The following is a 15,019-nucleotide window of genomic DNA, read 5'->3' on the forward strand; positions in this document are numbered from 1 at the left end:
TAATATTCAATATGTAATTGAATATGATTTTAGTTAATTATATAATTAGTGTGAGAATAAAAAGGGACAAAATGTATGGAGGTAAATAGATGGAAGAAATTGAATTAAGGGAACTGTTTTTTATTGTATGGAAAAAGAAATGGCTTATAGTTTTAATAACACTTATAAGTATAATAGCAAGTGCCATTATAAGCTTTTTTATATTACCTAGTGAATATGAAACCTATACTACACTTATGGTAGGAAAATCTAAAGAATATTCAGGAATGAATCAAGGAATAGAATATAATGATGTGCTTTTAAACAAGCAGCTTGTGTCTACTTATGGTGAGTTAGCAAAGAGTAGAGCAGTTGGACAAAAGGTTATAGAAGATTTGGATTTAGATATGAGTCATGGAGCTTTTAGTGAAAAAGTGAATGTAAGTCTTGTAAATGATACTGAAATTATAAAAATAGTAGTAAGTCATAAAGATCCTGAAGAAACTGCTATAATAGCAAATAAAACAGCAGAAGTTTTCATGGAAGAAGTTAAAGAAAAAATGAAGATTGATAATGTTCAAGTTATAGATAAGGCTCTTGTACCAGAAGGACCAGTAAGTCCAAAGCCTATGTTAAATATAGCAATAGCAGCTGTACTTGGAATAATGATTTCTGTATTTATTATATTTATTTTAGAATATCTAGATAATACTATAAAAACACCAAATGATGTAGAAAAGCATCTTGGTCTTCCTGTTATAGGAATGATACCAAAAACAGCGGATAAATAGGAGGCAAAAATGAGTAGATATAAAATAGTAACACATTATGATCCAAAATCTCCTATAGCAGAGGCATATAGGACGCTTAGAACAAATATACAGTTTTCAAATTTTGATAAAAAATTAAAATCAATTGTAGTTACAAGTGCAGGACCTGGTGAAGGAAAAAGTACTACAGCTGTAAATTTAGCTGTATCTATGGCTCAAGATAATAAAGCTATACTTTTAATAGATTGTGATTTTAGAAAGCCTCAAATGCATAAATACTTTGCTACATCAAATAGGGCAGGAGTTACAAATATAATAGCTGAAGGAATGGAACAAGACTTAGCTTCAACTCATATAAAAGATTTTAAATTGGATGTATTACCATCTGGACCTATACCACCAAATCCCTCTGAACTTTTAGGTTCAAATAGAATGAAAGAATTTATAGAATCTATGGAAAATATATATGATATGGTTATAATAGATGCACCTCCTGTAGGAGTAGTAACAGATGCTTCTATAATATCTACATATGTTGGTGGCGTAATACTGGTTTGCGGTTCAGGACAAGCTCATATTGAAGCATCAAAGCATGCAAAAGAGCTTATAACTAAAGTAGGAGGGAATATATTAGGAGTAGTATTAAATAAAATTCCTATGAACGAAGGTAGATATGCTGCATATAGTTATCAATCATATTATGGAGATTCAAAATGATAGATATTCATAGTCATATACTTCCATTTGTGGATGATGGTGCAAAAGACATGGAAACTTCTATAGAAATGGCAAAAATAGCAGCTGAAGAAGGTATAAAGTATATATTTGCAACATCTCATTATATTGAGAATGAAGGATATAATGATAAGAAATCCAATAAAGAAATATTAGATAAATTAAACAAAGAGATTTCACAAAGAAATATTGATATAAAAGTCTTACTTGGTCATGAAGTATATATATCACCAAATATAATAGATTTAATTGAAGATGAAAAAATATCACTATTAGGCAATAGTAGCTATTTACTTATGGAACTGCCTATGGCTCAAATTCCTATATATTTAGAAGATATAATATATGAATTAAAACTAAAGGGAATCACCCCTATAATTGCTCATCCTGAAAGATACAGAGAGGTTAAGGAAAATCCTAATATACTTAGAAGGTTTATAGAATTAGGTGCTCTTATGCAGGTTAATTTAGGCTCACTAATAGGATATTATGGTGAAAATATTGCTAAGACTTCAAAGATATTAGTAAGTCATAATATGATTCATTTTGTAGGAACTGATTCCCATTCTTTAAATAGAAGACCACCTAGAGCAAAACAGGCAATAAAAGTATTAAATAAAATATTACCTAAAGAAAAGGTAATAGATTTAATAGAGAATAATCCTATGAAGATAGTTAATAATATAGAGATAGAAGCTAATGAGACAATGGAATATAAAGAAAAAAAAGGTTTTAAGAGTATACTTAAAAATATGTTTAAAAAATAATATCCTTAAACCTCAAGATATGGAATAAATAACGGTTGTTTTTAGTAATATAATGATATAAACTATTATTAGTACCAAGTCTTAATATGGAGTGATAATATGTTAGATAATATGGAAATACAAAAAATAATTCCTCATAGATATCCTTTTTTACTTGTGGATAAGATAGTAGAATTAGAAGAAGGAAAAAAAGCTATAGGTATAAAAAATGTAACAATAAATGAACCTTTTTTTCAGGGGCATTTTCCAAATAATCCACTTATGCCAGGGGTTTTAATAGTCGAAGCTATGGCACAAGTAGGAGCAGTTGCTGTCATGACCCTTAAAGAGAATAAAGATAAGTTGGCAGTTTTTACTGGTATAGATAAGATTAGATTTAAAAGACAAGTTAGACCAGGAGATACTTTAAAAATGGAAGTGGAACTGATTACTATGAAAAGAGGAATAGGCAAAGCGAATGCTGTAGCAAAGGTAGAGGGAGAGATAGCTTGTAAAGGAACATTAATGTTTGGAATAATTGATAATTAATATTTAAAAAGACAGACTTTGTTCTGTCTTTTTTTAATATTAATTATATGATATATTTAGTATGGGGAGAATACAAATTGTGATATATATCGACAGAAAATTATAAGTAGTAAAGGGGGGACTTTATGGATGTCATTAATTTCGATGATTTTAAAAATATCATTAAAAGATATCTAGTTATAACTATACCTGTAATAATTATTTTTATTTTTATGATTAATTATAATGAAAATAAAAGTTCAGAAGACACAAAGCAATATATAATAAATGAACAGATACAAAAATCAAATATAATGAATTTTTTTATAAATGATATGTTTAGTGAAATGCATGAAGATTTGATGTTGATCAAAAACTCTGATGAAATACATACTTACATAAATGATGATATTAAAAATTTAGATATTGTAGAGAAGATGTTCATAAGGGCAACTAATAATAAAAATAAAATAGAAAAAATAAGATTTTTAAATGATACAGGCGATGAAATTATAAGAGTTGATAATGAAAATAATAAATCAAAACTAATAGAAAAAGATAAGTTAGAGAATAAAATTAATAGTTACTACTATATAAATACTAAAAATCTTAGAGATGGTGAAATATATATTTCAAAAATGGATTTAAAAATGAAAGGTGAGAAATTACAAATACCCTATACACCATTAATAAGAATATCTACACCTGTATTTACTAATGATGGCAAATATAAAGGGATTCTAGTTATAAGTTATGATGCAAGAGAAATAATAGATGTATTTGAAAAGTATTTTGATCAGAAACAATTTAGTTTTGTGGATTATTCACTTTTAAATTCAGAGGGATATTACTTACATAATAAAGATAATAATAAAACTTTTGGATTTATGTATGATACTAGAAAACAATATAATTTATCAACTCAGAATTTGGCTTTGTGGAATCAAATAAATTCAAAAGATGAAGGTATATATGAAACTGATGATATGGTTTATTATTTTATGAAACTAGATAAATTTTCATCAATGAATAAAAATACTAATGAAAATTATTGGATAGCTATTTCATCATTTAATATAAATGATTTTAATATAGTAAAGGATAATATTATATTTGGAATGAATAGTGGTCAAATATGGATGATGATTCTTTTAATAGTATTATTTTTGTTCATAATAACATTAGTTTATTTTTCTAAGAAAAATAAAGAACAGTTAAATATAACTGAATATATTGCTAAGAATACAAATGATGCGGTAATAATAACTGATAGTAATAATACAATTACATATGTAAATAAATCATATGAAAAAATAACAGGTTATAGCAAAGAAGAAGTGATTGGATTTACTCCTGGTAATTTTAAATCAGGTAGCCAAACCAATGAGTTTTATAAAGATATGTGGAAAAGTATAAATAGAAAAAATTATTGGAGAGGTGAATTGTGGGATAAAAGAAAAGATGGAATACTTTATCCTAAAGATCTATCTATATATAAAATAAAGAATAAATTTAAAAAAGATGATTTGAAATATATAGGTATTTTTACAGATTTAACTGAATTAAAAAAAGAACAAGAATATATAGATAAATTGAAAGATTATAATATAGATACAAATTTACCAAATGAAAATTTATTATTCAAATTGATAGATAGTAGTATTTATAGGAATAAGGATAAATTTTTTGTTATATACTTTTCTATTGAAAATTATAATAGCATAGTATTAAATTCAGAGGATAATTTAAAGTATATTTTAGATATATTAATAAAGAGAATAAATACTATATTAGATAAAAAAGATTTTATCGCACATATATCTAAAAATAAATTTGTTATTGGAATATCTTCATTAAAGTCAAAGGAAGAAATTGATAATTTCATAAAAAAACTTATAAGTATAAGTAAATTATCTTACTTTGTAAAAGAAAAAGAGTTATATTTCGATTTAAAAGTAGGAATATCTTGTTACCCTAATGATGGTAAAAATGCAAATGAGCTTATAATAAATTCTAATATAGCTTTAGACAAAGCAATTGAAACTCAAGGAAAATATTATTTATATTTTGATAAGGAACTTAAGGAAGATATCCAAAATGAATATGATATAAAATTAATGTTAAATAAAGCTATAATATATGGAGAATTTAGTATTAATTATCAACCACAAGTGAACTCTAAAACAGGTGATGTTATAGGAGCTGAAGCACTTTTAAGATGGAATACTAAAAAGTTAGGACCTATTTCTCCAGCAGTATTTATACCAATAGCTGAAAGAACTGGTCAAATTGTTGAAATAGGATATTGGGTAATAGAAAGAGTGTTTAAGGATTATGAGTCATTGAAAGAGAAAATAGGGAAAAATTTTAGAATTTCAATTAATATTTCAGCAATGCAATTTAATGATGAAAATTTCTTAAGAAGAATCAAAGAATCTATAGAAAAAAATAAGATTAATACAAGTTATTTTGAATTGGAAATTACAGAATCCCTATTGCTATCAGGCTTAAAACAAGTAAATGAAAAATTAAATGAACTTAGAAAATTAGGATTTACAATAGCAATTGATGATTTTGGAACTGGTTATTCTTCTCTATCTTATATAAAGCAATTAAATATTAACAAATTAAAAATAGACAGGACTTTTATAAAAGACTATCCTAATAATGATGATGGAGAAATAGCAGATATAATTACTAATATTTCATATAAGTTAAAATTAGATGTAATAGCAGAAGGTGTAGAGACAGAAGAACAAATAGAATATTTGAAAAGAAAAGGTTGTTATTTGATTCAAGGATATTACTATAGTAAGCCCCTTGCAAAAGATGAGTTTTTAGAGTATTTACCTCTAACTTGATTAATTAAATTTAGTGTTAATTTTATTCTTTTGTGATATTATAAATTTTAGAACTAAAGTTTAAGGAGAGAATAAAAATGAAAAACATAGTACAATCAATAGATAGAGCTTTATCTATACTTGAAGTTTTATCTGATTATGAAGGAGGGCTGGGTCTTACAGAAATAAGTACAAAGATTGATTTACATAAAAGCACAGTATACAGATTGTTATCAACACTTATATATAAAGGATATGTAAAGCAAGATAAAAATAATAATAAATATAAAATTACATTTAAATTATTTGAATTAGGAAATAAAGCTGTAGAAAATATAGATATTTTAAGTGTTGCAAGACCTTTTATTGAGCAACTTATGGAACAAGTAAATGAGGTAGTACATTTAGTACTTTTAGAAAATCAAGATATAATCTACATAGATAAAGTAGAGTCTTATAATACAATAAGAATGCATTCAAATATTGGTAAAAGAAGTCCTGCATATTCTACATCTGTAGGTAAAGCTATTATGGCTTTCTTACCTGAACAAAAATCAGATGAAATATGGGAAAATAGTAATATAGAAAAACATACTGAAAAAACTATTACAGATTACCATAAATTTAAGGAAGAATTAGAGACAATAAGAAAAAAATATTATGCTATTGATGATGAGGAAAATGAGTTAGGAGTAAGATGTATAGGTGCCCCCATATTTAATCATAAAAAGGAACCAATTGCAGCTATAAGTATTTCAGGACCTATTTCAAGAGTTACAAGAGAAAAGGTAGAAAAAATAGCACAAGATGTAATGAAATATTCTAAAATGATTTCAGAGGAATTAGGTTATAGAGAATAAAGAGCAAAAGTATCCCATTAGATACTTTTGCTCTTTATTATTTATAACTACTAAGATTTTAAATTTAAAATATAGAGTAAAAAAGAGCAAAAGAGAGTAAAAAGAATATAAATTAATGTAATCAATAAATACTAATATTTTTGAGTTTTGCTATGCAAAACAAAGTTTTGTATAATGAAACTAAGGTTTACAAAGTGAAACGATAGGGGTGTAGATATGATAGAAAAATATAATACATTAAATAGAATTTCAGAAGTTGGAGTTGTAGCTGTAGTTAGAGCTGAAAACTCTGAAAAAGCAGAAAAAATAGCAAAAGCTTGTATTGATGGAGGAATTCCTGCAATAGAAATTACTTTTACTGTACCAGGTGCAGATAAAGTAATAGAAAGCTTAGATAATAAATTTAGTAACGAAGAATTAATAGTAGGAGCAGGAACAGTTCTAGATAGTGAAACAGCTAGAATTGCAATACTTGCTGGAGCAAAATACATAGTTAGCCCATCATTTGATTTGGATACAGCAAAATTATGTAATAGATATCAAGTTCCATATATGCCAGGTTGCATGACAATTACTGAAATGGTAAAAGCAATGGAAGCTGGGGCAGATATAATAAAGGTTTTCCCAGGTAGTGCATTTGGACCAAGTTTTATAAAAGCAGTAAAAGGACCTATACCTCAAGCAGTACTTATGCCAACTGGTGGAGTTGATTTAAATAATGCTGGTGAGTGGATTAAAAATGGATGTGTAGCTATAGGTGTTGGAAGCAAATTAACAGGTGGAGCTAAAACAGGAAATTATGAAAAGGTAACAGAAACGGCAAGAAAATTTGTTGAAGAAGTAAAAAAAGCTAGAAAGTAGGAGGTAAAGTTATGAATAAAAAAGTAGTTACTATGGGAGAAATAATGTTAAGATTATCAACTCCAGGATATAAAAGATTTGTTCAATCAGAAAGTTTTGATGTAACGTATGGTGGAGGAGAAGCAAATGTAGCAGTATCTCTGGCTAATTATGGACTAGATCCATATTTTGTATCTAAATTACCAAATAATCCAATTGGACAAAGTGCAGTAAATCATTTGAGGAGATTTGGAGTAAATACTGATTATATATCACGTGGTGGAGATAGAGTTGGTATATATTATTTAGAAGCAGGAGCATCTATGAGGCCGTCAAAAGTAGTATATGATAGAGCAAATTCTGCTATAGCAGAAGCTACAATTGAAGATTTTGATTTTGATGAGATATTTAAAGATGCTGAATGGTTCCATTTTAGTGGAATAACACCTGCATTAAGTAAAGAATCAGCTAAACTTACAGAAGCTGCATTAAAGGCTGCTAAAAAACATAATGTAACAGTAAGTGTAGACTTAAATTACCGTAAAAAACTTTGGACAGAAGAAGAAGCAAAAGAAACTATGACAAAACTTATGGAATATGTTGATGTATGTATAGGTAATGAAGAGGATGCTGAAAAGACATTAGGATTTAAACCAGGTGAAACAGATGTAACAAAAGGTGAGTTAGAGCTTGAAGGATACAAAAGTATATTTAAGCAAATGAAAGAGAAGTTTGGATTTAAATATGTGGTTTCAACCTTAAGAGAAAGTTATTCTGCATCAGATAATGGATGGTCAGCACTCATATATGATGGAGAAGAGTTCTATAGATCAAGAAAATATGATGTAAGAATAGTTGATAGAGTAGGTGGAGGAGATTCATTTGCTGGTGGACTTATTTATAGTTTAATTACTGGTAAAGAATTTAAAGATGCTTTAGAATTTGCAGTAGCAGCATCTTCTATGAAACATACTATATCAGGTGATTTTAACCTAGTAACTGTAGACGAAGTAGAAACACTTGTAGGTGGAGATGCATCAGGAAGAGTACAAAGATAAATATAAATTAAGCATTCAATTTAATATCCTTATTATATATGGAGCAGATTAATCTGCTCCTAATTTTATATTAAATTGTAAATAAAAATCCAATTATGGGCTCAAAAATTGTTTTGAAATGATTATGTGATACAAAGTGTAAATTAGGTATTAATTATTTTTCTGAAAATTTTTCTCAATATCTTCAATGATAGTTGTTAATGTTTCCTTTGCATATTCTGTATTATTAGAATGGGCATCACAAAAAGGGAACACATACTTTCCTAAACATGTAGCCAATGATGACTCGCAAAATTTTTCAAATTGAGTTTTAATTAATTCTGTATTGTTATTTTGGGGACCTTGACAAGAAACAATCAGTCCAACTGGCTTATTTTCTAAAAAAGATAATACTTTCATTTTATCTACAGATTTATTTTCTCCACAAACAAACTTAAAAAGAGCAACATGTCTATCCATAAATACCTTAAGCTGACCTGAATAAGAATGACCATATAATGGTGTTCCATAAAGGATAATATCTGCTTTAATCAAGTGGTTTAGTAACATAATTGTATCATCTTTTTGAACACACCCAATCTTGTCAAATATTCTCTGACATTGAGAACAACCTAAACAACCATTAATGTTGTAGTCCGTTAAATATAAGATATCCATCTCGTGGGTTTTTGAAATACATTTTTGTATAGTATTTAATATATTTGCTGTATTTCCATTTTTTCTAGGGCTTCCTGATATGCTAACTATTTTCATAACTTAATCTCCTTTCATAGACATTTGAGTCTAATAATAGTATAATGTGTAGTGTAACCCAACAGTCAATAAGGAGTTTAGTACTATGGAAAAAAATAAACTGTATTTAACAACTGGAGAGTTTGCAAAGTTATGTAATACAAGTAAGCATACCCTTTTTCACTATTATAACATTGGCTTATTTTCTCCACACTACACAGATAAAAAAGGATATCGTTATTATAATATTCTTCAATATGACACATTCCTTACAATCAGACAGCTCAAGACAATAGGCATGTCCTTAACTGAAATAAAAGGGTATCTGTCAGAACGCTCTCCTCAAAAAATGCTCGAATTGTATAATAATCAAGAAGAACTGTTAAATATTCAGATTAACAGTTTAAAAATTATAAAACAACGAATACATTCTAAGAGAAGAAATATTGAACAAGCTTTATTGTGTGGAAATGATTTTTTGATTGAATCAGTAAAAGAGGAATACTTATTTTGTTCAGACGAAATATTTAATATAAATGATTTTGAAATGACCTATGTGTTTGGAAATCTAATTAAAACTTCAGCAGAAAAGCTATTACCTAATATTTATGGAATGATTAGTAAGACTGACAATGCTGTAAAAGATATTGTACCACTTAGATTTTATATTCATACAACATTAAAAAGCGATAATAGCATGATAGTAAAACCTTCTGGAAAATATCTTACGACGTTTCACACTGGTGATTATAGCACTTTGCAAACAACATATAAAAAAGTTCTTTCATATGCGGAGAAGCATAATATTATTTTATATGAATGGTTTTATACTGAAACTATAATTGGAGATTGGGCAGTTTGTTCGCCACAAGAATATATTATCAAAGTGTCTATTCAGATAAATGAAAATATTTAGTGACTTTACACAGAAAAGAAAAAGCCTTATATGTTCTGTATCAGATTAATTTGCTCCTAATTTTATGTTAAATTTATATATCAAAAGCTAGAGAGTTACTCTCTAGCTTTTGATATATTTTTCATATACTTTCTTAAACTATCTAAACCTTCATCTATTTTACGTATTATTTCACTACCTATTATTACACCATTAGCACCTTTAGATAGAACTTCTTTTATTTGATTATCACTATATATTCCAAATCCAATTTGAATAGGAATATCTGATATTTCCCTTATATTTTTCATTGTTTGAATATATCCTTGTGGAAGATCTCCTTTAGTACCTGTAGTTCCTACTCCGCTCATAACATATGCAAAGCAATTTGTAATAGATAATTTATCCTTTATTTGTTCTTTATTCATTTTTTCATTGAAAATCTGAACAGTTTTTACATTATCTAATTGTAATGACTCATCAGGAGCTAATATTGCATCATATAAATTAGTTTTATTTAATAAATTATATTTTTCTATACCATCTTTATAACTCATTATTAATATTGGAAGATCAGGATAAAGGGATTTTATTTTCTTTAAATATATATCTAATACTTTTTCATTGAATCCTTTTTCTAGTGAAACTTTATGTGTGTTTGATACTGTATTACCATCTAAAGATGGGTTTTCTACTGGTATTCCTAATTCTAAAATATCCATACCTTCTTTTACCATGATATCTAAAGACTTAAAAAATGTATCTTTATCTGGGTAACCTACTGTAAGGTATAGGGTTAATAAATTTTTTTTAGAATACATTTAATATCCACCCTATTATTGGACCAAAGAAGGTATAGTCTGTTTCTGATAATACTCTCATAAGCGGTTCATAATCACCTATATAAGGAAGCAGTAGGGCTTGTCCCCATATTAGTATTAAACCATTTATAAATGAGCCTATTATAGCTCCACGTCTACCACCAGTAGAGTTACCAAATATTGCTGTTACAGCACCAGTAAAGAATGTAGGAATAAGTGCTGGGAATACAATAACAGGATATTTAATAGCACCAAGTATAGCCATACCTATTAAACTTGCTATAAGACTTGTAATAAATCCAACAATTACTGATGTAGGATGATTTGGAAATAATAGCGGAATATCAAGTCCAGGTACTGCATTTGGAACTAGTTTATCAGAAATACCATGGAATGCTGGTACTATTTCTGATAGCATCATACGTACACCTGTTATAATAACTGTAATCCATAATCCAAACATTAAACCATTTAATATAGAGAATACAACTATATCTTTTCCTTCACTTACATTTTCAGTTACAAAGCTTGGACCAGCTATAAGTGATATTATAAGGAATATAAGAGTCATTATTACACTTAAAGCTATTGTAGTTTCTCTTAAGAAGGATAAATACTTAGGTAATTTTATATCTTCTAAATTCTTATCTTTATTACCTACTAATTTACCAACTTTTGCAGATATAAAGCAGCCTATTGAACTAGAATGTCCTATAGTGAATCCTTCTGCTCCAGGAATATTTTTCATTAATGGATAAATATAAGCACATGTAAGTGTCAAATATAATCCTAATAATATTGAACCTATAATTACAACCCATAATGTAGATAAATTAGTTCCTACTGATAACAATGCAGCAATAAGTCCCGCATAGAAAAAGGAAACGTGAGCTGATAAATGTATAAATTTAAATCGAGTAAATCTTGCTAATAGTACATTAAATAAAAATCCAAATGCAAATATAAGTGTTGCAGAAGCACCAAATGCTGCCATACTAGCTCCTACTGCGTTATTTATATCTGCAATACTTGCTTCCATACCAAAAATATTTTGTAACATAGGTTGTATTGGAAGTAGAGTCATACCCATACTTTGAGCTCCAGTAGTTATAAGTAAAAAGCCTACCATGGTTTTTACTGTTCCTGCAACTATTTCACTAAAACTTTTCTTTTGAACTAATAGTCCAATTAATGCAACTAACCCTATTAAAAAAGCAGGTTCACTTAATACATTAGAAACAAGGTATAAAAACATATCTTTCATTTTTATTTCCTCCTTTTATATTTAGTTATTTATTTTTTCAACTGCTGCTAGTAATTCTGTTTTTAGATATTCTTTATCTGTTAGATTGTCTATTTTTACTACTTGTGCATTAGTATTTCTTAATACATCTGCAAAATCTGATGTTGTAACTATAATGTCTGCTGAATTAGGGTCAATAGATCCTATATCTGTTGCATCTACTTTTGCATCTAATTTTTCATTTTTAATTATTTGTTGTGTATAAACTTTTAACATCATACTACTTCCTACACCTGCTCCACATACTGTTAATATTTTCAACATAATTATCTCTCCTTTAATTTTTATTTAAAAGTTCATAAATTTCTTCTGATGAATCACTAGAAAGAATTTTATTTAACAATTCTTGATTGCCTAATACATCCATTAACTCTGCTAAAGATGATATATGAGATTTATTATCTTTAGCTGCTAGAGCTATAACAAGAGTTACGGGATCATTTTTTTCATGTCCAAAATTTATTCCTTTTTCTAAAGTTATAAGTGACATACCTGTTTTATTCACACCATCTTCAGGTCTTGAATGAGGCATTGCAATTCCTGGAGCTATAACTATATAAGGGCCTAGTTCTTTAACTTTATTTATCATTGAATCTATATACTGTTCTTCAATAAGTCCTTCTTCTAGCATCAAACTTCCAGCAGCTTTTACTGCATCTTGCCAAGTGTCTACATTTAAATTTGTTGCAATTGTATTTTTGCTAAAAAGATCTTTTATCATTGTTTCACCTCCCTACTGAATAATTTATATATGATATCAGTGCTTTGACTGTTCTCTAAAATATTGGAATTTACTTTATCAGATAATATTTCTAATATTTTAGTTAAAGTTTCTATATGATTATAGTTATCTGTTGCACTGAGCATAATTATTGTATGAATAGGATCATTTACCTTGTGGTTAAACTTAACTGGTGTTTTTAACTTAGTTATAGATAAACCAGTTTTTAGTGCACCATCTTCAGGTGCTGAATGTGGCATTGCAATACCAGGTGCAATTACCATATATGGTCCATATTTTTCTATCCTTTTTATAATACTATCTACGTATTCTTCTTTTATATATTTGAAATGGATTAATGGTATTGATGCTTTTTTTATAGCATTAATCCAATCCTTAGCTTCTATATTTACTTGGATTAATTTTTTTGGAAGTAATTCAAATTGTGATTCACTATTTGAATTTTGTGAATCCATAAATCTATTTACATTATTTAATAAAGTTGATATATCCCATTGAAGTCCTTGAATATTTTTTATTTCACAATGTTCAGAGATTATATTAATAAGGTCAATAACAATTGAACTACTTGTATAACTTAAATATTTATGGCTTCTTTTATAATTCAAATAAGATGAAAGTAAATCTATATCTTTTGAATCAAGTAAAGGGCTGACTAGAGCTACTGGTTTATCTACATTTTCAATTGGGATTGTAGATATTATTAAATCAAAATCTATATTATCCTTGTACTTGTTGATATTTTCATGTGAAAGAATATTTACTATTTTAAAATTTTTGAAATGAGATTTTAATTTTATAGATAATAATCTTGAAGTTCCTATTCCACTTGCACAAACTAATAATACCTTTGTATATTCTTTAGGATGTATAGATTGTGATTCTATAGCTGCTCCAAAATGCATTGTTATATAAGCAATTTCATGCTCAGTAACTTTTATATCAAAATTTTGTTCTAAAAATTCTGAAGCTTTGCTAGATGCTAAAAATATATCATTATATTTATTTTTTATTTCTGTTAGTAATGGATTTTGTAGAGGTTTATTAAACATCAGTCTATTAATAGTTGGATTTAAATGTATATATAAATCTCTTTTTAGCCTATTAGTATTTTCTATTTCTATATTTAGCTCAGTTTCAACACTTTCTATCATTTGATCTATTACTAATGATAATAAACTATTTTTCTCAAAATATTTTTCATTATCTTCTACATCACTTAATTTTGATGCAATAATATGAAGCGTAATATATGCTATTTCTTCTTTTGGAATTTCAATATTATAATATTGAGATAGCTTTTGAGATAGTTTACTTGCTACAATATATTCACTTTTATTCATCATTTCTTTCAGTTTTGGATTATTAATTGAAATAGCTTGGTTAGATGAGATTCTTTCAACTGTTAATCCAATATGAAATAAAAGACTATTAAACCCTTCATAGCTAAATTTTATCTCCAATAAATCTTCAACTTCAAATAGCATATTTTTTATATATTCAAAATCCATTCTTGGAAACCAATCTTTAAGGTAATCAATATAATTTTTAGAATTATTTGATGTGTCTTTACGACGATTATATGGGATCGCAAGTGATTTCAATAATGTTGCTATAGCTTTTCTTTTATCTTCTTCTTTACCATCTATAACCATACCAAACCCAGTTTTTCTTATTATCTTGATATTAAATTTATTTAACCAATCTTCAACATAGTTTAAATCATTGTATATGGTAGTTATGCTTACAAACATTTTTTCAGCTAATATAGAAAATGTTAAAGGATTACTAGACTTCAATAATTCAAGTAATATAACATCCTTTCTTTCTTCAGGAGATAGTACATATTGATAATAATTAGAATGAGTAAAATGTTTTCTTAATTGATTTAATTCTCCACCAGCTATATTTAACTTGATACCTTTTCTAGGGATTCTTATTAACATGGGAAAATCATTAGAATCTAACCATATGTCAATGGAATCTAAGTCATATCTAATAGTTCTATTACTTGTTTTCAATTTTTGAGCTAGTTGTTCTATTGTTGTAAATTTTTTATTATTAATTAAAATATTAATAATCTCTTTTTTTCTTTCATCTAACATTTTTTGCTCCTTTCTGACTTAAATATTATTCTTAGTATATCTCCATATATTAAATATACCAGAAA

At 27.2% G+C, this 15,019-nt stretch carries 15 protein-coding genes and 1 pseudogene; 10 read left to right on the plus strand and 6 right to left on the minus strand.

Annotated features, from left to right (window positions below; translation table 11 throughout):
• Nucleotides 1-89: 89 nt before the first annotated feature.
• The 8 genes from D3Z33_RS10130 to D3Z33_RS10165 all read left to right on the plus strand — a co-directional run bounded on the left by D3Z33_RS10130 (nt 90) and on the right by D3Z33_RS10165 (nt 8,356).
• Nucleotides 90-770, plus strand: a complete 681-nt coding sequence (locus D3Z33_RS10130) for a YveK family protein (RefSeq protein ID WP_201750497.1) — start codon at nt 90-92, stop codon at nt 768-770.
• A gap of 9 nt (nt 771-779) precedes the next feature.
• On the plus strand, nt 780-1,466 hold the full coding sequence (locus tag D3Z33_RS10135; protein ID WP_160197643.1) for a CpsD/CapB family tyrosine-protein kinase: 687 nt from the start codon (nt 780-782) through the stop codon (nt 1,464-1,466).
• Nucleotides 1,463-2,251, plus strand: a complete 789-nt coding sequence (locus D3Z33_RS10140) for a tyrosine-protein phosphatase (protein WP_160197644.1) — start codon at nt 1,463-1,465, stop codon at nt 2,249-2,251. Before D3Z33_RS10135 ends, D3Z33_RS10140 begins: the two co-directional genes overlap by 4 nt.
• 99 nt (nt 2,252-2,350) lie before the next feature.
• Nucleotides 2,351-2,779 (plus strand): 3-hydroxyacyl-ACP dehydratase FabZ, encoded by a 429-nt coding sequence (fabZ, locus tag D3Z33_RS10145; RefSeq protein ID WP_160197645.1) that lies wholly within the window; start codon nt 2,351-2,353, stop codon nt 2,777-2,779.
• 125 nt (nt 2,780-2,904) lie between these two features.
• Nucleotides 2,905-5,619, plus strand: a complete 2,715-nt coding sequence (locus D3Z33_RS10150) for a bifunctional diguanylate cyclase/phosphodiesterase (protein WP_160197646.1) — start codon at nt 2,905-2,907, stop codon at nt 5,617-5,619.
• A gap of 77 nt (nt 5,620-5,696) precedes the next feature.
• Nucleotides 5,697-6,458, plus strand: a complete 762-nt coding sequence (locus tag D3Z33_RS10155) for an IclR family transcriptional regulator (protein WP_160197647.1) — start codon at nt 5,697-5,699, stop codon at nt 6,456-6,458.
• A gap of 216 nt (nt 6,459-6,674) precedes the next feature.
• Nucleotides 6,675-7,319, plus strand: a complete 645-nt coding sequence (locus D3Z33_RS10160; RefSeq protein WP_160197648.1) for a bifunctional 4-hydroxy-2-oxoglutarate aldolase/2-dehydro-3-deoxy-phosphogluconate aldolase — start codon at nt 6,675-6,677, stop codon at nt 7,317-7,319.
• 11 nt (nt 7,320-7,330) lie between these two features.
• Complete coding sequence (locus D3Z33_RS10165; protein WP_160197649.1) at nt 7,331-8,356, plus strand: sugar kinase; 1,026 nt, start codon at nt 7,331-7,333, stop codon at nt 8,354-8,356.
• Nucleotides 8,357-8,506: 150 nt separating this feature from the next.
• On the opposite strand, the gene D3Z33_RS10170 is transcribed toward D3Z33_RS10165, so the two are convergent.
• The gene (locus tag D3Z33_RS10170) at nt 8,507-9,109 is read right to left on the minus strand and encodes a flavodoxin family protein (protein ID WP_160197650.1); all 603 of its coding nucleotides are present in this window, start codon (nt 9,107-9,109) and stop codon (nt 8,507-8,509) included.
• An 85-nt stretch (nt 9,110-9,194) separates the two neighbouring features.
• On the opposite strand from D3Z33_RS10170, the pseudogene D3Z33_RS17175 reads away from it, so the two are divergent.
• Nucleotides 9,195-9,410 (plus strand): annotated as a pseudogene (locus D3Z33_RS17175) (MerR family transcriptional regulator); the annotation flags it as partial.
• A 27-nt stretch (nt 9,411-9,437) separates the two neighbouring features.
• Nucleotides 9,438-10,004: a hypothetical protein gene (locus D3Z33_RS10175; protein ID WP_243153476.1), complete on the plus strand. Its 567-nt coding sequence runs from the start codon at nt 9,438-9,440 to the stop codon at nt 10,002-10,004.
• Nucleotides 10,005-10,099: 95 nt separating this feature from the next.
• Here the strand turns inward: D3Z33_RS10175 and trpA are convergent, their stop codons facing one another.
• Genes trpA through D3Z33_RS10200 form a run of 5 tightly spaced genes read right to left on the minus strand, consistent with a single transcriptional unit; the run spans nt 10,100 to nt 14,954 of the window.
• The gene (trpA, locus tag D3Z33_RS10180; protein ID WP_160197652.1) at nt 10,100-10,804 is read right to left on the minus strand and encodes a tryptophan synthase subunit alpha; all 705 of its coding nucleotides are present in this window, start codon (nt 10,802-10,804) and stop codon (nt 10,100-10,102) included.
• Nucleotides 10,794-12,068: a PTS ascorbate transporter subunit IIC gene (locus tag D3Z33_RS10185; RefSeq protein ID WP_160197653.1), complete on the minus strand. Its 1,275-nt coding sequence runs from the start codon at nt 12,066-12,068 to the stop codon at nt 10,794-10,796. The genes trpA and D3Z33_RS10185 overlap by 11 nt, the downstream gene beginning before the upstream one ends.
• A gap of 21 nt (nt 12,069-12,089) precedes the next feature.
• Nucleotides 12,090-12,371, minus strand: a complete 282-nt coding sequence (locus D3Z33_RS10190) for a PTS sugar transporter subunit IIB (RefSeq protein ID WP_160197654.1) — start codon at nt 12,369-12,371, stop codon at nt 12,090-12,092.
• 13 nt (nt 12,372-12,384) lie between these two features.
• The gene (locus tag D3Z33_RS10195; protein ID WP_160197655.1) at nt 12,385-12,828 is read right to left on the minus strand and encodes a PTS sugar transporter subunit IIA; all 444 of its coding nucleotides are present in this window, start codon (nt 12,826-12,828) and stop codon (nt 12,385-12,387) included.
• Nucleotides 12,825-14,954 carry a BglG family transcription antiterminator gene (locus D3Z33_RS10200; protein WP_160197656.1) on the minus strand — a complete coding sequence of 710 codons (2,130 nt, stop codon included), beginning with the start codon at nt 14,952-14,954 and terminating at the stop codon, nt 12,825-12,827. The genes D3Z33_RS10195 and D3Z33_RS10200 overlap by 4 nt, the downstream gene beginning before the upstream one ends.
• Between the last annotated feature and the right edge of the window lie 65 nt (nt 14,955-15,019).

It is taken from the genome of Senegalia massiliensis, assembly GCF_009911265.1.
In the GTDB taxonomy this organism is placed as follows: Bacteria; Bacillota; Clostridia; order Tissierellales; family SIT17; genus Anaeromonas; species Anaeromonas massiliensis_A.